Genomic DNA, 18,098 nt, shown 5'->3' with positions numbered 1-18,098 from the left:
GTACGGTTATTTTATTACCAAAAGAAAAAATTAACCAAGTACTACTATATAAATTACATAGAATGTAGTAGCTTTAGAATACCCAAAAATAAGTATAGTTATGCCGTTAGTATTTTAACGGCTGGCTGTTTTAACTATACATGACCCCAAATCACAAAAACAATATGGCCGCAACAATTAAAAACAAAATCAGAAACATTAGAGAGTTAAAAAATTATACTCAAGAATACATGGCAGATAAATTAGGTGTAACGCAAGCAGGTTACAGCAAAATTGAAAAAGGAAAGACTTCTTTGAGTTATGAAAAATTGGTAGAAATAGGAAGGATTTTAGATGTCAGTGTTGAAGATATAATTAGCTTTGAGTATGATAAATATTTTAGCAATTTTAATAAAATCACAGGAAATAACAACGGAAATAATAACGGAAATATATCAATTAATTCTGATAATTCTTCGGTCTTAAGAGAACTTTATGAAGATAAAATTCAATTGTTAGAAAAGCTCTTAAACAGAACGGAGAATGAACTTCAACGTTATAAAATAAAATTTGGAGAGATATGAAATTGCTGGACGAGCTTGTTTTTTATAAACTGGACTGGAAGTTGGTTTCTTCTTTATAATACTTTCGCTTTTTAACTAAAAAATTTAAAGCAATGGATTACAAAATCAAAAAAGCAAGTATTGAAGATCTCAATGAAACGGCAGTACTTTTTAATCTTTATCGTGTTTTCTATCGTCAGGAATCTGATGTAGAAAAAGGAAAAGCATTTCTAAAAGATCGATTGTTGAATAATGAATCGGATATTTTTTTAGCAATTGCAGATGAAAAAGCAGTTGGTTTTGTACAACTCTACAAATTGTTTCATTATACAAAACTGCAAAAGCAATGGTTGTTAAGTGATCTTTTTGTTCATCCAGAGTATCGTGGTAAAGGGTTATCTGTCGCATTAATTGATCGCAGTAAACTATGGTGTGAAGAAACTGGAGCATGTGGTTTAATGCTGGAAACAGAAAAAACAAATGTTATAGGCAATCAATTATATCCTCGTTGTGGATTTGAATATGATGGACTTCACAATTATTACCATTGGTGGAAAACAGAAAAATAAGATAGAGATTAGATGTTAGAATTGATTTTAATTTTTGTTCAAAACTGTCTATAATATAAAATCCATCTCTTGAAAAAAAATCCGTTTATCTTAAAGGATAAACGGATTTTTTTAGTTTCATCTTTGTCAAAGCTGAGCTTTGACAAAGATTACTCTACAAGTATAACTAAATTCAAAATATTTAAAAATCTATACCGATTGCTCAATCAGTGATAAATATTAAATTCTAAAACAAAACTTCTTTTGTAATGATGTAAAATCCCATTACAAGGACAAACCACCCAAAAAGCGGTTTCAGCTTAGCGCCGTCTATTTTTTTAGAAAGCTGGCTTCCAATCAGCATTCCGATCAAAGCCATTGCCGAAACACTTAATAGAAAAGTATAATTTATTGGTGTTCCAATGTATAAATCACCAGCAAAACCTATTGATGAGTTAATTGTAATGATCAATAAAGACGTTCCAACGGCTTGTTTCATTGGTAAATTGGCAAAAAAAAGTAAAGCAGGAATAATTAAAAAGCCACCACCTGCTCCAAGAAAGCCAGTTACAATTCCAACTAAAAATCCGATTATACTTAATTGCATATAGTTGGTTTCTGTGGTTTTTATTTCAGGCTGGTTCTTTTTTATCATCGAAATGGCAGCAGTAATCATTAAGACAGAAAAGATTACCATAATCAGGAAATCTTTTGAAACTGTATATGATGCTACGCAAAATAAAGTCTTGGCAATTTGAGGAAAAATTACTTCACGGATTATCAGAATGGAAATGACTGAAGGAACAGCAAAATATAAAGCAGATTTTAGTTTTAGATTCCCCATTTTGTAATGGCTGTAACTACCAGACAAAGCTGTTAGGCCTACAATGAATAAGGAATAGGAAGTAGCTTGATCAGGATTTACCTTAAATAAATAAACTAAAATTGGAATGGTCAATATCGATCCGCCTCCGCCTATTAAGCCAAGTGTGATTCCGATTATGATTGAAGCAAAAAAGCCTAAATATTCCATTGCATCTATTTTAATGCAAAGTTGCTTCGGAAATTAGAATCCTACAGTAACATTTATCACAGAAGGTTTTTTTTTGCCACGAATTCACGAATTTTCATGAATTATTTTATCACATTGAGCAAAGTCGAAATGCTTCCGGGCTTCGACTTCGCTCAGCCTGACAACAGAAAAAACTATTTCAATAACTCAATTTGGTTTCGGTTGAGTTTGACCAGACCGCGTTGTTCCATTTTTTTGAGTAATCTAGAAACTACTTCGCGGGAAGTATTTAATTCGGTTGCAATTTCTTGGTGCGAAAGATTTACTTCAGAACAGCCGCAGGCATCAGAATGTCTTTTTAAATAAAACTCTAATCTTTCGTCCATAGAACGGAAAGCAATGTTATCAACTACTTCCAAGACTTCTTCAAAACGACTTCTGTAAGTTTCAATAACAAATTCGTACCAGCTTCTATGTTCCATCATCCATTTGTCCATAGATTGCAACGGAATCATCATTACCGAAACATCTTCAACCACTTTGGCCATAATTTGGCTTTTTTCGCTTTTTGCCGTGCAGATCATTGAAATTGCGCAAGCTTGGCCTGGCTGTAAATAATACAATAAAAATTCACCACCATCTTCGCCCTGACGATAAATTTTGATTTTACCTTTGGTAATTAATGCCGTATTCTTGATGTATTGTCCTGTACGCATTAAAATAGTTCCGGTCTCAAAATCCTGAAGACTTCCATTTTCTTCGATAGTAGCAATAAGTTCGTTGGAGAAATTAGGAAAGATGGTTTTTAATGAATTTTGCATTAGAGATATTTATAAAAATAGAAAACAATATTTTAACCATTTAGAGATTAAGTTTCATTAAGCTTAATTTTTCTTCATTTCTTAATGGTTGGAATTAAAAAACTTTAATATTTTTCTCTTTTTGATTTTATCAAAAAGAGATTAAAAATTATAATTTGTTACAAAGATAATAGTTTGAGTTGGTATTAATTGTCAAGAAACTGGATTTAAGATGAATTTTATGAAAATGAAAAAATCCTATTTTCTACCGATTTTGTAGACTGAATTTTTAAAAATAGTAACTAAATTTGTAAATCACTGATTATAATACTTTCTCTAAAACGTTTTCTGAGAATAATAATCGAAATCGCATTTGGTACGTTTTTTATAAATAGAAACGTCGTAATTTTACAAAAACACATTTTATTATGAATTTATCACAAGAAGATTGGGTTGCTCAGTTAGAAGCTGACGAAAATGCAGTTATACTTGACGTAAGAACTGAAGACGAATTTAATGACGGCTACATTGAGAATGCTTTAAACATTGATATCAATAAAGGGCAGGGGTTCATCTATGAAATCGAAGAATTAGACAAAAATAAAAATTATTATGTATACTGCCGTTCAGGTGCTAGAAGCGCAAAAGCTTGTCAGATCATGAACGAATTGGGTATACAAAATGCCTACAATCTGCTTGGCGGGATCCTGGATTGGGAAGGCGAAACAGTACAACCATAAAAGAAGAAGAGGCATAAAAAAGCCTCTTTTTTCTTTTGATTATAGAATTACCAGACCATTAAATAACCAAATTATGAGTTTTATACCAGAAGAATATCAGATTAATGCGCTGATCAATCAAGATACTTATCTTGTAAATGGAGAATTGAAACAATGGACAGGGCAAACCACACCTGTGTTTTCAACTATTTCTTCAACAGAAAAATATTCGCCGACTTTATTAGGGTCGATTCCTTTTATGGGAGAGAAAGAAGCAGCAGAAGTTGTTGAAGCTGCAACGAATGCTTACGATATGGGGCAGGGCTTATGGCCAACTATGAAAGTTGCCGATCGTATTAAAAGCATGGAGAATTTTGTGAAACAAATGAAAGAGACCCGCGAAGAAGTGGTAAAATACTTGATGTGGGAAATTGGGAAATCATTGGGAGATTCGCAGAAAGAATTCGACAGAACTGTAGAATACATCTACGATACTATTGCCAGTTATAAAGAATTAAACGGTAGAAGTTCACATTTTGAAAAAGTACAAGGCGTAAACGCTATGATCCGCCGTGGACCTCTTGGTGTTGTATTGTGCCTTGGGCCTTATAATTATCCTTTAAATGAGACTTTTTCATTATTAATCCCAGCTTTAATTATGGGAAATACTGTGATTTTTAAACCAGCTAAACATGGTGTTTTATGTATTTCACCATTATTAGAAGCGTTTAGAAGCAGTTTCCCAAAAGGTGTAATTAATATTGTTTACGGTAGAGGACGTGAAGTCGCTTCTCCAATTATGAAATCTGGAAAGATTGATGTTTTGGCATTAATCGGAAACAGTAAATCGGCGATTGCTTTACAGGATCAGCACCCAAATAAAAACAGACTTCGTTTGATTTTAGGGTTAGAAGCTAAAAATCCAGCGATCATTCTTCCAGATGCCGATTTAGATTTGGCTATTCAAGAATGTATTACCGGAAGTTTGTCTTTTAACGGACAGCGTTGTACAGCTTTAAAAGTACTATACGTTCATGAATCTATTAGAGAAGAATTCAATAAACGTTTTGCAGAGAAAGTAGATAGTTTAGTTTTCGGAAATCCTTGGGAAAAAGGAGTTTCTTTAACACCGCTTCCAGAATCTGAAAAACCAAGTTATATTCAAGGATTAATTGACGATGCAACAGGAAAAGGTGCAAAAATCATCAATGAAAAAGGAGGGAAACATACCGATAATTATATTTTCCCAGCCGTTTTGTATCCTGTAAACAAAGAAATGCGTGTTTACCACGAAGAACAGTTTGGGCCGGTAGTTCCAGTTCTTTCATTTAAAGATATTAAAGAACCATTAAAGGATATGGCTGAATCAAACTATGGTCAGCAAGTGAGTTTGTTTGGAAAAGATATTAAAACACTTGCGCCGCTTATTGACGCTTTAGTAAACTTAGTTTGCAGAGTAAACCTGAACAGTTCTTGCCAAAGAGGACCAGATGCTTTCCCTTTTACGGGGCGTAAAGATTCGGCTGTAGGAACTTTGAGTATTCCAGATGCTTTGCGTTCTTTCTCAATTCGTACGTTTGTAGCTTCAAAAGATATCGATTACAATAATGAGATTCTGCAGGAATTGCTTAACAGCAAAGAATCGAATTTTATTAATACCGATTATATTTTGTAGTCATCAAGGTTATATATTAACTGTAGATACCGTTTGTCGCTTTAGTGGCAGACGGTTTTTCTTTGTTTAGGACACTGAGATACTAAGATTCTAAGTTTTTTAAAACGATAAACAATTAACTATAAACTACAAAACATCAACCTCTAATAATTAATAATTAAATTTGCATTGCGTTGTAACATTTAGAGAGAGAAATGCACTAATTTGTTATCAAAAAATATTTTTTAAAAGACCTAAGAATAACTTATGAAAAAGAGAATATTGCATTTTGCAGTAATAGCATTTGTTTTTTTTACTCAAAATAACTTTGCCCAAGAGCTTTACATGCCAAGAAATATAAAACAAGCTTTTGAAGAAGGGACACGTTCTAAAGACGGAAAACCAGGAAAAAATTATTGGCAGAATCATGGGAAATACAACATGGAAATTGCTGTTGATCCTGTAACGAAAATTGTAAGTGGAACAGAAACTATTATCTACGAAAATAACAGTAAAGATACTTTAAAAAGTCTGGCTATCCGATTTGTAAACAATCTTCACAAACCTTCTTCGCCTCGTGGAAGTAGTGTAAGTGACGATTTTTTAAGTGATGGATTAACTATTTCGTTACTAAAAATAGAGGACGAAGTTTATAAAGAAAATGCCAGAAAATGGGGAACGGTGGGAACGGTAAAATTGAAAAAAGCCATTTTACCGAACACTAAAACCATCATCAATATTCAATGGAGTTATCCATTGTCTAAAGAAAGCGGTAGAGAAGGTCAAATAGACGAGACTACTTTTTTTGTAGCCTATAGTTATCCACGAGTTTCGGTTTATGATGATTATAATGGCTGGGATCTGTTACCGCATACAGATCGTCAGGAATTTTATAATGATTTTAATGATTATGTTTTCTCTGTAAAAGCACCTAAGAATTATATTGTTTATGCAACGGGAGATTTATTAAATCCTGATGAGGTTTTACAGCCAGAGTTTGCAGCTCGTTTAAAGAAATCTTACACAACAGATGAGATTTTGCATATCGCAAACGAACAGGAAATGAAAAGCGGTATTGTAACGAAACAATATGATTGGAATGTTTGGAAGTTTGAAGCTAAAAATATTACCGATGTTACTTTTGGTTTGAGCGATCATTATTTGTGGGACGCAAGCAGTGTTATAGTTGATAAAAAAAATAATCGACGTGCAAGTGTTCAGGCCGCTTATGATATTAAGGGAACAGATTTCGTAAATTCCGTTAAAAACAATCAATATGCTTTAGATTGGTTTTCTAATCACTGGCCAGGAGTTCCGTACCCGTTTTCAAAAATGACAGCTTTTCAAGGTTTTGCCGATATGGAATATCCAATGATGTGCAACGATTCGCAGATGGGAGATGCAAAATTTGCCCAATTGGTACAAGATCATGAAGTAGCGCATACTTATTTTCCTTTTTATATGGGAATTAATGAAACACGTTATGCTTTTATGGATGAAGGCTGGGCAACTACTTTTGAGTATTTAATTGGAATTGATGAGCATGGGAAAGAAGAGGCAGATAAATTCTATAAAAATTTTAGAGTAAAAGGCTATATCAACGACCGTTCTACTGAAGAAGATCAGCCGATTATCTCGATGTCAACACAGGTTTCTGGTGCGGGTTACGGGAATAATTCATACGGAAAAGCTTCGTTGTCTTATCTGGCTTTAAAAGATATGTTAGGCGATGAAATGTTCAAAAAAGCATTACACGATTACATGGATACTTGGAACGGAAAACATCCAATTCCATGGGATTATTTTAATTCTTTTAATACCTCAACAGGAAAGAATTTAAATTGGTTTTTCAATAATTGGTTCTTCACAAACCATTATTTAGATCTTGCTGTTAAAAGTGTTTCTGCTGATAATAAAGTTATTACAGTAGAGAATATTGGTGGTTTTGCGATTCCTTTTGATGTTACTATTACTTATGCAGATAATTCAAAAGTAACCTTGCATCAAACACCTGTAATTTGGGAAAAGAATCAAAAAACAGCCAAAATTGTGTTGAAAAACACAAAGAAAATTAAACAAGTAGAACTTGACGGTGGTATTTTTATGGATGCAACTCCTAAAAACAACAGTCTAATTGTGAAGTAATTAAAATGTCTGGAGAAAAAGATTTAAAGGAATTATTAAAAAGCATGAAACCTGAATTGAATTCAGGAAATTATGTTTTTTGTCAAGTAGAAAAGTTAGGAAACATTGATCCAGATACTGTAGAAATGTTTTTTAGAGAAAAAGAAGCAATTACTTTAATCCTAAAAAAAGAAACTGCCGATGTATTGCAACTAGAATATTCAGTTGTAATGGCTTGGATAACGCTGACAGTACATTCGTCTTTAGAAGCTGTTGGGTTAACAGCGGCATTTTCGAAAGCACTTTCAGAGAATGAAATCAGTTGTAATGTTGTTGCGGCTTATTATCATGATCATATTTTTGTAAATAAAAAAGATGCAAAAAAAGCGTTCGAAATCTTGATTTCTTTTTCAAATTAATAACAGATTTTGCTAAAATAAAAAAGAACCTAATATTTTAGGTTCTTTTTTATTTTGATTCATTTTAAATAATTAAAAATAGTGCGCAAAAAGTAGGAAACTTTATTCAAAAAAATTAGGTTTGCAAGCAATAAATCAATCCCCCCAACTATAAATGAAAAAAACACTACCCCTAATTGTTTTTTTGATTAGCCTTCAGTTTTTTGGACAAAATGATCAAAAGGCCGCATTTCAAAAAAGCAAGTATGAATTAGCTATTTCCTATTACAAAAAAGCTGATTTTGTTAAAGCTATCGATTTATTCTCTTTAGCGGCTAAAATTAAACCTGAAAATGAAATTGCACAGCAAGCAATAAAAAAAGTAGATACTTTACGTGAAGTGTTACGAAAAGAAATCTTGGATCAAGCAGTTGGTACTTGGAAAAAGTCTGGAAGCCAGCCAGTTTGGGCAAGTACAGCTGTAAATCAAGGGAATCAATCTACAGTTGAAGAACTGATTGAAATTAAAGAAGATAAGATTTTATTTTACGAATTAGATAAAAAAACGAAAGCTAAGAAACTTTTAAAAACAGAAGATTTAATTTACAATGATGCCAATAATACAGTATCATTATTTTCGGAGATTATTCTTTCTGATGGAACCATCTGGAACTGCAGTTTTAATGAAAAAGCAAATGTCCTTCATGTTATCAATGTTGCTGTTAAAACCGAAGATGGAATCGAAAAAGTAAAAAATGATAACGAAGAAACTTATTATACTAAGTTTTAAAAGAAAAGGGAATCAAATGATTCCTTTTTTTTTATGCTTCTAAGAAGCTAAATATTTATAGAAAAGAATACATGTCTTGCATGCGGAGCTACATATATTTTGTTTTATTGAAATTCTATAAATATTTCATCCCGCTGGGGTTTTACTGATTAAATATTTTTTGCGAATAGTATGTCAAATAAATTAGACTGTTACTTTGACAAAGCTTTTTCTAAAATATATTTAAAGGAATTTAAATCCAAGAGAGAAGTTTGTAACGCCTGTTTTAATCTCGCCATTAGAAGAATCAATATCTGTTAATCCTGCAAGGTATCTTACATCAAAAGTTAATTTCCAAACATCAACTCCAACGCCGCCAATTAGGCTATGGTTGTTTTTTTCTATTGTGATAGAATTCAGACCATTGTTTTTACTAATGTCTGAGTAGTTTTTCCAGTTGTAACCAACAAATAACCTTACATTGCCCAGTTTTCCTAATGGAACAAGTTTATATCCGGCGATCAGAGAAGCATCAGTTCCTCCTAATTTAAATTCGGTTTCACCCACACCATTTTGGTAAACGCTGAAATTGGATTTTGCATAACCAAATTCGGCCTGACCATAAAAAAGCAAAAGATTTACTCTGGCAAATGCAGCAAAACCAATTCCTGTATTAGTATGATCTGAACTAAAATTACTGGTATTTATAGAAGTAATATTAGTAGAAATCTGTGGTCCAACTTGTATCAATTGTGCGAATCCATTTGCACAAATACATAAAAAAACTGCTAAAAATATTTTTTTCATAACAGATTGGATTTGATTTTAGTTTTATAAAAATACTCATAATTGATTTGTAATGAATGAATTATCTGATTTATTTTTTGTGATTTTTTGGAATAAAGCAAGAGTAAAGCCTTTTGATATTTTTTAGGTTTCTCGTAAATAATTATTTTTGAATCAGTTGAAAATTAGAGTAGTATGGAAATTAAAAAAATCAAAGCATCAGAAACCTGGAAAATACGTCATGAAGTAATGTGGCCGGATCAGCCATTTGAATTTGTTCAGCTTGCAGAAGATGATTTTGGATCGCATTATGGGGTTTTTGATGAGAATCAATTAGTTTCAATTGTTTCTTGTTTTACAGAAGGAGATGTGATGCAGTTTAGAAAGTTAGCTACTTTAAATTCTTATCAAGGCAGAGGAATAGCATCTTTACTATTGAAGCATATTTTTAAAACAGCACAAGAAAAAGGAATTAAAAAAATTTGGTGTAATGCTAGAACAGAAAAAAAACAATTCTACGAAAAATTTGGCATGTATGCTACTGGAGAAGTTTTTAACAAGGCTGGACAGGAATTTACTATTATGGAAATCACGATTTAAGTTGTTGTTTTTTAATGTTTTATGTGTTTTTTGGATTTGTTAAAACCATCAAATTTGAATTTCTTTTAAACTGAAATCGTTTTCGTTTGCAATAACATGTTAAGGATTTCTTATTTTATTTTTTTTATTCCAATCTTTTATTACTTTCGCACCCAAATGAGAAAGTTAATAGTCTTTTTAGTATTCATGAATATGCTTCTGTTCGGCGGAGGCCAATATCTTAATGCAAATACTTTTGGCTTATCTCAGCACCATAATTTTGAAAAGAAACATCGAGTAAAATTCACGAATCATGAACGAGGATCTTCGACTATTGAGGATGCTACTGATATTGATATCGAAGAAGATCTTCTAGGAAACGATGATGTTGATGGACTTACGAATAAATTTTTCGCAGCCTCTTACAGCTTAATAGATGAATTGTATCTGACATTATCAGATCAATCTGCTGCAAATGATTCCAATCGTTTTAAATTTTCGACGCCTTCCTTTGGGAATTCAAATCCTTTATACATTACTCAACGAGTATTAAGAATTTGATTTTAAAATATACATTGTTTGCCTAAGTTGCGATCCTGCATATCTTGCTGCTGTATATTTTTTTCTTATTGCCGCTTATATGACAATTAAGGTCAGACTAAAGCTTACTGATGTTACATTCCATCTTTAAGGAATCTTTGTATTCCAAGCATTCAATCGCTTAATTTCCATTTAAACATCATGAAAAGAATCATCTTGATCACAGGCTTTATGGCCTTAGTGTGCTTAACCAGTTGTACACAAAAAAAAGAAGAAAAAGAAGAAGAGGAAAAGTTCACCGTAACTAATCCAGTAAAAATCGATACTTCGTTTACGAAGGAATACGTTTCGCAGATTAGATCTGTGCGAAACATCGAAATCCGTGCCCAGGAAAAAGGGTTTTTGCAAAACATTTATGTTGATGAAGGACAGTTTGTAAAAAAAGGGCAGCTGTTGTTTAGAATTATGCCAAACATGTATCAGTCTGAATTACTTAAGGCTCAGGCAGAACAAAAATCTGTAGAAATCGAATTGCAAAATTCAAAACTTTTGGCTGATAAAAATATCGTTTCTAAAAACGAATTGAGTTCAGCTCAAGCAAAATTACAGTCTGCAAAAGCTGAAGTGGCATTGGCAAAACTGCATTTATCATTCACAGAAATCAGAGCGCCATTTGATGGAACAATTGATAGAATTCCTTTAAAACTAGGAAGTTTAATTGATGAAGGTGAATTATTGACAAGTCTTTCAGACAACAGTCAGATGTTTGCTTATTTCAATGTTTCTGAGCCAGAATATATCAGCTATGAAACAAACATTAAAGATCGTGCTGATAACAAAGTGAATTTGGTTTTGGCTAATGGAGACATTTTCAAAGACAAAGGAAATGTTGAAGTTATAGAAAGTGAATTTAACAGTGAAACTGGAAATATCGCTTTTAGAGCAAGATTCCCAAATTCAAGTAAATTGCTTAGAAATGGTGAAACAGGACAAGTTCAGATGAATGTTCCGTTGAAAAATGCTATTGTAATTCCACAGAAAGCTACTTATGAAATTCAGGATAAAAAATATGTTTTCATTGTAGGTAAAGATGATAAAGTAAGTTCTAGAGAAATCACGATTACTGGTGAAATCCCTGATTTATACGTAATTAAAAGCGGACTGAACGAAAACGACAAAATCTTACTTGAAGGAGTTCAGAAAGTAAAAGAGAACGATAAAATTAAATACGAATTTGAATCTCCTAAAAAGGTAATTAATAACCTGCGCTTAAAAGCGGAGTAAAATTAGTGTTCAGTCTCAGTTTTAAGTATTCAGTTTTATTTTGAAACTATAGAATTGTGCTGACTTATTGATTTCCTTTTAGTTTAATCATTTAAAAGATATAAAATGTTTAATAAATTTATTCAAAGACCAGTATTGTCGATAGTAATATCGTTGATAATTGTCTTTTTAGGGGTTTTGTCTGTATTGAATTTACCAATTACACAATTCCCAACCATTTCACCTCCAATGGTGAATGTTACCGCAGATTATCCAGGATCTAACGGTGAATTGATGGTTAAAGCAGTTGTTATTCCCTTGGAAAGAGCCTTAAATGGTGTTCCAGGAATGAAATATATGGCTTCTGATGCTGGTAATGATGGTGAAGCTACAATTAAAGTAGTTTTCAATCTAGGAACAGATCCTAACCAAGCCGCTATTAACGTTCAGAACCGTGTGGCTTCTGTTACTAACAAATTACCTCCTTTAGTAATTCGTGAAGGTATTAAAATTACGCGAGAAGTACCAAGTATGTTGATGTACGTAAACCTTTACAGTACAGACAAAAATACAGACATGAAGTTCTTGTATAACTATGCTGATATCAACGTACTTTCTGAATTGAAAAGGGTAAATGGTATTGGTTCTGGAGATATCTTAGGGACACGTGAATATGCCATGCGTATTTGGCTGAAACCAGATCGTATGTTAGCCTATAAAATTTCTGCTGATGAGATAATGGAAGCATTGTCTAGTCAGAGTTTGGAAGCATCTCCAGGTAAAACGGGAGAAAGTTCTGGTAAACGTTCTCAAGCATTCGAATATGTATTGAAGTATTCTGGTCGTTTTACAACAAAAGAACAGTATGAGAATATCGTAGTAAAAGCAAATGCAAACGGAGAGCTTTTAAGATTGAAAGATGTTGCTAAAGTTGAATTTGGAAGCTCGATGTACGATATCTATTCTAATTTGAATGGAAGACCATCTGCAGCGATTGTATTGAAACAATCTTTTGGAAGTAACGCAAATCAGGTTATTGAAGAGGTTAAGGCTAAATTGGAAAAAATCAAAACAAGATTTCCAAAAGGAATGGATTATGAAATTTCATATGACGTTTCTAAATTCCTTGATGCTTCTATCGAAAAAGTAATCCACACTTTGGTTGAAGCTTTTATCTTAGTAGGTTTAGTAGTTTTCCTTTTCTTAGGAGACTGGCGTTCTACGGTTATTCCGGCAATTGCGGTACCAGTATCGTTGGTGGGAACTTTTGTGTTTATGACATTCTTCGATATTTCTTTGAACTTAATCACATTATTTGCTTTAGTATTAGCAATTGGGGTCGTGGTCGATGATGCGATTGTGGTTATCGAGGCCGTTCACGCCAAAATGGAAGAAGAACATCTGTCGCCATTCAAAGCAACTAAGAAAGCAATGCATGAAATCGCGGGGGCAATTATTGCCATTACCTTCTTGATGGCGGCAGTATTTATTCCAGTTGCATTTATGTCTGGTCCTGTTGGAGTATTCTACAGACAATTTTCTGTAACAATGGCAACTGCAATTATCCTTTCTGGTATTGTGGCTTTGACATTGACACCAGCGCTTTGTGCGATGATGTTAAAAAACAATCATGGAACACCTAAAAAGAAAACACCTGCGAATAGATTTATTGATGCTTTCAACGAAAAATTCAATTTAGCACAAGGGAAATACCAAAATCTATTAGGTAAAATTGTTGATAGAAGAGTGGTTACTATTGTGGCGCTTGTAGGTTTCTGTATTGGAACATGGATCATAAGCAGTTCGGTTCCTTCTGGATTTATTCCGAATGAGGATCAGGGAATGTTTTATGCCGTAATTCAGACACCTCCAGGTTCATCTTTAGAAAGAACAAATAATATTGCAGAGAGAGTTCAAAAAATCGCTGAAGATATTGATGGAGTAAAATCGGTTTCTTCATTGGCAGGTTATGAGATTCTTTCTGAAGGGACAGGAGCCAACTCAGGAACGTGTTTGGTGAATCTTAAAGACTGGAGCGACCGTAAAGAATCTGTTTTGGAGATTATGCACGAAATGGAGGAAAAATGTAAAGATATTACAGGTGCTAATATCGAATTTTTCCAACCGCCTGCTGTACCTGGATACGGTGCTGCCGGAGGATTTGAGCTTCGTTTATTAGATAAAACTGGTTCTGTGGATTATAAGAGAATGGAACAGGTAAACAACGACTTTGTTGCTGAATTGAATAAACAGCCAGAATTATCGAATGTGTTTAGTTTCTATAGTTCTAGTTTCCCTCAATACATGATGAAGGTCGATAATGACTTGGCACAGCAAAAAGGTGTTTCTATCGAGAATGCGATGAATACTTTGTCAACGCTTGTAGGAAGTAACTATGAGATCAGTTTCATTAAGTTTGGTATCAACTACAAAGTTATTGTTCAGGCTTCGCCAGAATATCGTGCACAGCCAGATGATATCTTGAAACTGTATGTGAAAAACGATCGTGATGAAATGGTGCCTTATTCTGCTTTTATGAAATTAGAAAAAGTATATGGACTTTCAGAAATCACTCGTCATAATATGTATACCTCAACACAGATCAGTGGTTCTCCAGCAGCGGGTTATAGTTCTGGTACAGCAATTAAAGTAATTCAGAGAATAGCTGCTGAAAAATTACCGAGAGGATATGACATTGACTGGGCAGGTATTTCTGCCGATGAGGTGGCGCAGGGTAATCAGGCAATCTGGGTATTCTTGATTTGTTTAGGATTCGTTTACTTGGTATTAGCGGCGCAGTATGAAAGTTTTATTCTGCCATTATCAGTTATTCTTTCTTTGCCAGCAGGTATTTTTGGAGCTTTCCTTTTATTGAAATTAACAGGATTAGAAAACAATATTTATGCTCAGGTGGCAATGGTAATGCTTATCGGTCTATTAGGTAAAAATGCCGTTTTGATTGTAGAGTTTGCTATTCAAAGACATGCTGCAGGATTATCGGTATTACAAGCTGCAATGGAAGGAGCAAAAGCAAGGTTCCGTCCAATTTTGATGACTTCATTTGCATTTATTGCTGGTCTATTACCACTTGCTTTTGCAACAGGCCCAGGTAAAATTGGAAACAGAACTATTGGTACTGCTGCGGCCGGAGGTATGCTTATCGGAACTATTTGCGGAGTCTTTGTGATTCCAGGATTGTATTTCATATTCGCTAAGGTTGCCGAGAAATATAAACTGGTAAAACATGAAGAAGAAAATCCATTAACAGAAGAAATTGATAACAATCATGTATAAAGTTAAATCATATCAATATAGTATTGCATTAGCTGTATGTCTAGCAGTTGCAGGGTGTAAAACCCCTGCACCTGAGGCAGCAGTAACAACAAGTGCTCCAGTTCCTGATTCGTTTGGCAAAACAGTCCAAACGCAGGATGCCAATAACAATACAGCTGCTTTAGCTTGGAAAGATTATTTTAAAGATCAAAATCTAGTAGATTTAATTGATATTGCTCTTAAAAATAATCAGGAACTAAATATTACTTTGCAGGAAATCGAAATTGCAAAAAATGATATTCGTGTTAAAAAAGGACTTTTATTGCCAACTGCAGGATTACGTGCTGGAGCTGGAGTAGAAAAAGTAGGTAGATATACAAGCCAAGGTGCGGGTGATGCTTCTACAGAAATTAAACCAGGCAAAGAAATGCCAGATCCTCTGGGAGATTTTACTATTTCTGCCTATGCAAACTGGGAAGTAGATATCTGGAAAAAACTGCGTAATTCTAAAAAAGCGGCTTTAAATAGATATTTGGCTACAGTTGAAGGTAAAAACTTTGTCATTACAAACCTCATCGCTGAAGTAGCTGATTCTTATTATGAATTAATGGCTTTAGACAATCAGTTGGAGATTGTAAAACAAACGATCAAATTGCAGACTAATGCTTTGGAAATTGTAAAAGTTCAAAAACAGGCAGCAAGGGCAACTGAATTGGGCGTTAAGAAATTTGAAGCAGAAGTTTTAACTTCACAAAGCATGGAGTTTGATATTTTACAGCAGATTAAAGAAACCGAAAACAAGATCAACTTTTTATTGGGTAGATATCCGCAGGAAATCAAAAGAACAAGCGACAACAATTTCTTAAGTTTATTACCAGCTGTTGTTACTTCTGGAATTCCATCTCAATTGTTGCAGAATCGTCCAGACGTAAAACAAGCCGAATTGGAATTGGTAGCTTCAAAATTAGACGTAAAAGTGGCTCGTGCTGAGTTTTATCCTTCTTTGGATATTACTGCTGCGATTGGAGTAAATGCATTTAAACCTTCTTATTTGTTTACAATGCCAGAATCATTACTGTATTCATTAGCTGGAGATCTTGTGGCTCCTTTAATTAACAGAAATGCAATCAAAGCAGAGTTTGCTAGTGCCAATGCGAGACAGCTTCAAGCTTTATACAATTACGATCGTACGGTTTTAAATGCTTATTTAGAAGTGTCCAATCAATTGTCTAAGATTGAAAATCTTCAAAAAGGTTACGATTTGAAATCAAAACAAGTAGACGCTTTAAATACTTCTATTGATGTTTCAAACGATTTGTTTAAATCGGCTAGAGTAGATTATTTTGAGGTTTTAATGACGCAGAGAGATGCTTTGGAAGCAAAACTGGAATTAATCGATACTAAAAAAGAACAACTTAATGCTGCTGTCCATGTTTATAGAGACCTAGGCGGCGGATGGAAATAATATTGCCTGTTAATTTGTAGAAAGAAAGCCTTTCAGGAGTAAAATTCTGAAAGGCTTTTTTGTGTTTTGAAATAATGATTTTAAAAAAAGGTTCTTATGAAACCGAGTGCCCTAGCCCAGACAGAAGCGGTATCCTTTTTCTGCCTTCTTTAGGCAGGAAAAGATATAGCGGATGGCTGGAAATAGCTCCTTATAATTCTAAAAATTAAAGAACTTTTAATCCTGTATTTTTATATGCTTTCAAAATCTCCTCTTCAGGTGAAACATTCGTTACTAAAACATTAATATCGTTTATCGGACAGACAAAATAAGACTCGGCTGTTTCTACTTTTTCGATGGAACTTAATGCAATAACAAAGTTGGAATTCTGAACCATATTCTTTTTCAGCATCGAATCATCATATAAAATTCCTGTAATACCACGTTCATGATGAATACTGCAGATTCCTAAAATGCAGACATCGGCTCTAAAATTTCTAAAGAAATCCATAGTTTCGATACTAGAAGTGGTGAAAGAGGTTTTACACATTTTACCGCCTGCAAAAATTAAATCGATATTCGGTAAATCTTCCACTAATGAAGCAACCGGAAAACTATTGGTAATAACCGTTAATTTTAGATCGTAAGGAAAGCTTGCTACTAAAGCTAAAGAAGTTGTCCCTCCGTCAATAAAAACTACTTGTCCGTCTTTTAAATACGAAATTGCTTTTTGCGCAATAATCTTTTTGTTTTCGATATCGTGTTTTTCTCTCTTTCTATAATGCAGCGGAATTGGGGAAGGAGCAACCGCACCGCCCCGAACGGCTTTTAAAAGCCCCTGATCTGAAAGTTCTTTTAAATCGCGTCTTATTGTATCTTCTGAAACGCTAAGGTATTCGCTTAATTCTATGGAGGTTACGCGATGTTCTTTTGCTAAATATTCTAAAATGGCTTGTTGACGTTCTTCCTTTTTCATTCTTTTTGCGGTTTTATATTGCAAAAATAAGTTAAAAATTGCAATATGTTGCAATTTTTGCATAATTTTACCGCAAAATAAATTTACAATGAATAAGAAAACAATTGCAATCGATATGGATGGTGTATTGGCTGATTTTGAATCTCAGCTATTAGAGCATTATAATACCGCATACGGAACTAGTTTAACAAAAGAGAGTATTCAAGGATTAAGTGAAGATGAGGCTTTTAAGGATAGAGATTTATTAGTCAAAGTTTTAAATAGAGATAATTTTTTCAGGTCTCTTCCTGTAATGCAAAATGCTGTTGAAAGTGTACGGGAATTACAAAAGAACTTTGAGATTTTTATTGTTTCGGCAGCCACAGAATTTCCAGTATCACTTGCCGAAAAAGTAGCATGGCTCGCAGAACATTTTCCTTTTATTAAATGGGAAAATATTGTTTTATGTGGCAGTAAAAGAATCATCAAAACCGATTATCTGATTGATGATCATTGTAAAAATCTAGATTATTGTATTGGTAAACCGATTATGTTTACAGCATTTCATAATATAAATAAAACGCATCATTTAAGAGTCAATAATTGGAAAGAAGCTGTTGCGGTTTTAAACGAAACATTATAAGCTTAAAAAGGTTATAATTTTATTTTTTTTTTGAAGAGAAAAGCCTTTC

Annotated in this window: 18 protein-coding genes; 14 read left to right on the top strand and 4 right to left on the bottom strand. The window is 33.5% G+C overall.

What is annotated here, in order from left to right:
* Positions 1–164: 164 nt before the first annotated feature.
* Both P2W65_RS24400 and P2W65_RS24395 read left to right on the top strand, forming a co-directional pair.
* Positions 165–563 carry a helix-turn-helix transcriptional regulator gene (locus P2W65_RS24400; protein WP_289662262.1) on the top strand — a complete coding sequence of 133 codons (399 nt, stop codon included), beginning with the start codon at positions 165–167 and terminating at the stop codon, positions 561–563.
* Between the two features lie 92 nt (positions 564–655).
* Complete coding sequence (locus P2W65_RS24395; protein WP_289662260.1) at positions 656–1,111, top strand: GNAT family N-acetyltransferase; 456 nt, start codon at positions 656–658, stop codon at positions 1,109–1,111.
* Positions 1,112–1,337: 226 nt separating this feature from the next.
* On the opposite strand, the gene P2W65_RS24390 is transcribed toward P2W65_RS24395, so the two are convergent.
* Positions 1,338–2,123, bottom strand: coding sequence for a sulfite exporter TauE/SafE family protein (locus P2W65_RS24390; protein ID WP_289662259.1), 786 nt, complete (start codon positions 2,121–2,123; stop codon positions 1,338–1,340).
* A 173-nt stretch (positions 2,124–2,296) separates the two neighbouring features.
* A complete protein-coding gene (locus P2W65_RS24385) occupies positions 2,297–2,923 on the bottom strand; it encodes a Crp/Fnr family transcriptional regulator (protein ID WP_289662257.1) in 627 nt (208 codons plus the stop codon).
* Between the two features lie 407 nt (positions 2,924–3,330).
* Between P2W65_RS24385 and P2W65_RS24380 the strand changes: the two genes are divergently transcribed.
* The 5 genes from P2W65_RS24380 (at position 3,331) to P2W65_RS24360 (ending at position 8,587) form a co-directional block, all read left to right on the top strand.
* Complete coding sequence (locus tag P2W65_RS24380) at positions 3,331–3,642, top strand: rhodanese-like domain-containing protein (protein ID WP_091491996.1); 312 nt, start codon at positions 3,331–3,333, stop codon at positions 3,640–3,642.
* 73 nt (positions 3,643–3,715) lie between these two features.
* The gene (locus P2W65_RS24375; RefSeq protein WP_289662254.1) at positions 3,716–5,296 is read left to right on the top strand and encodes an NADP-dependent glyceraldehyde-3-phosphate dehydrogenase; all 1,581 of its coding nucleotides are present in this window, start codon (positions 3,716–3,718) and stop codon (positions 5,294–5,296) included.
* Between the two features lie 246 nt (positions 5,297–5,542).
* Entirely contained in the window at positions 5,543–7,420 is a 1,878-nt protein-coding gene (locus P2W65_RS24370) for a M1 family metallopeptidase (protein WP_289662252.1), read from the top strand.
* Between the two features lie 5 nt (positions 7,421–7,425).
* Complete coding sequence (locus tag P2W65_RS24365) at positions 7,426–7,818, top strand: ACT domain-containing protein (protein ID WP_289662250.1); 393 nt, start codon at positions 7,426–7,428, stop codon at positions 7,816–7,818.
* A gap of 154 nt (positions 7,819–7,972) precedes the next feature.
* The gene (locus tag P2W65_RS24360; RefSeq protein WP_289662248.1) at positions 7,973–8,587 is read left to right on the top strand and encodes an outer membrane protein assembly factor BamD; all 615 of its coding nucleotides are present in this window, start codon (positions 7,973–7,975) and stop codon (positions 8,585–8,587) included.
* A gap of 222 nt (positions 8,588–8,809) precedes the next feature.
* Here P2W65_RS24360 and P2W65_RS24355 read toward each other — a convergent pair whose 3' ends face one another.
* Positions 8,810–9,373: an outer membrane beta-barrel protein gene (locus P2W65_RS24355; RefSeq protein WP_289662246.1), complete on the bottom strand. Its 564-nt coding sequence runs from the start codon at positions 9,371–9,373 to the stop codon at positions 8,810–8,812.
* Between the two features lie 174 nt (positions 9,374–9,547).
* On the opposite strand from P2W65_RS24355, the gene P2W65_RS24350 reads away from it, so the two are divergent.
* The 6 genes from P2W65_RS24350 (at position 9,548) to P2W65_RS24325 (ending at position 16,681) form a co-directional block, all read left to right on the top strand.
* A complete protein-coding gene (locus P2W65_RS24350; RefSeq protein ID WP_289662244.1) occupies positions 9,548–9,952 on the top strand; it encodes a GNAT family N-acetyltransferase in 405 nt (134 codons plus the stop codon).
* A 156-nt stretch (positions 9,953–10,108) separates the two neighbouring features.
* The gene (locus tag P2W65_RS24345; protein ID WP_289662242.1) at positions 10,109–10,492 is read left to right on the top strand and encodes a hypothetical protein; all 384 of its coding nucleotides are present in this window, start codon (positions 10,109–10,111) and stop codon (positions 10,490–10,492) included.
* A gap of 180 nt (positions 10,493–10,672) precedes the next feature.
* Positions 10,673–11,755, top strand: coding sequence for an efflux RND transporter periplasmic adaptor subunit (locus P2W65_RS24340; protein WP_289662240.1), 1,083 nt, complete (start codon positions 10,673–10,675; stop codon positions 11,753–11,755).
* Positions 11,756–11,860: 105 nt separating this feature from the next.
* Complete coding sequence (locus P2W65_RS24335; RefSeq protein ID WP_289662238.1) at positions 11,861–15,028, top strand: efflux RND transporter permease subunit; 3,168 nt, start codon at positions 11,861–11,863, stop codon at positions 15,026–15,028.
* Positions 15,021–16,472 carry a TolC family protein gene (locus tag P2W65_RS24330; protein WP_289662236.1) on the top strand — a complete coding sequence of 484 codons (1,452 nt, stop codon included), beginning with the start codon at positions 15,021–15,023 and terminating at the stop codon, positions 16,470–16,472. The genes P2W65_RS24335 and P2W65_RS24330 overlap by 8 nt, the downstream gene beginning before the upstream one ends.
* A 74-nt stretch (positions 16,473–16,546) precedes the next feature.
* Complete coding sequence (locus P2W65_RS24325; RefSeq protein ID WP_289662234.1) at positions 16,547–16,681, top strand: hypothetical protein; 135 nt, start codon at positions 16,547–16,549, stop codon at positions 16,679–16,681.
* Here the strand turns inward: P2W65_RS24325 and P2W65_RS24320 are convergent.
* Positions 16,678–17,427 (bottom strand): DeoR/GlpR family DNA-binding transcription regulator, encoded by a 750-nt coding sequence (locus P2W65_RS24320; protein ID WP_289662232.1) that lies wholly within the window; start codon positions 17,425–17,427, stop codon positions 16,678–16,680. The genes P2W65_RS24325 and P2W65_RS24320 overlap by 4 nt on opposite strands.
* Positions 17,428–17,515: 88 nt before the next feature.
* Here P2W65_RS24320 and P2W65_RS24315 point away from each other — a divergent pair, with 88 nt between their 5' ends.
* On the top strand, positions 17,516–18,049 hold the full coding sequence (locus tag P2W65_RS24315; protein ID WP_289662230.1) for a 5' nucleotidase, NT5C type: 534 nt from the start codon (positions 17,516–17,518) through the stop codon (positions 18,047–18,049).
* Positions 18,050–18,098 lie beyond the last annotated feature (49 nt).

The organism is Flavobacterium panacagri (genome assembly GCF_030378165.1).
GTDB classification, from domain to species: domain Bacteria; phylum Bacteroidota; class Bacteroidia; order Flavobacteriales; family Flavobacteriaceae; genus Flavobacterium; species Flavobacterium panacagri.
The sequence above is the reverse complement of the archived record's forward strand: the minus strand, read 5'-3'. Positions and strand labels throughout refer to the sequence as shown.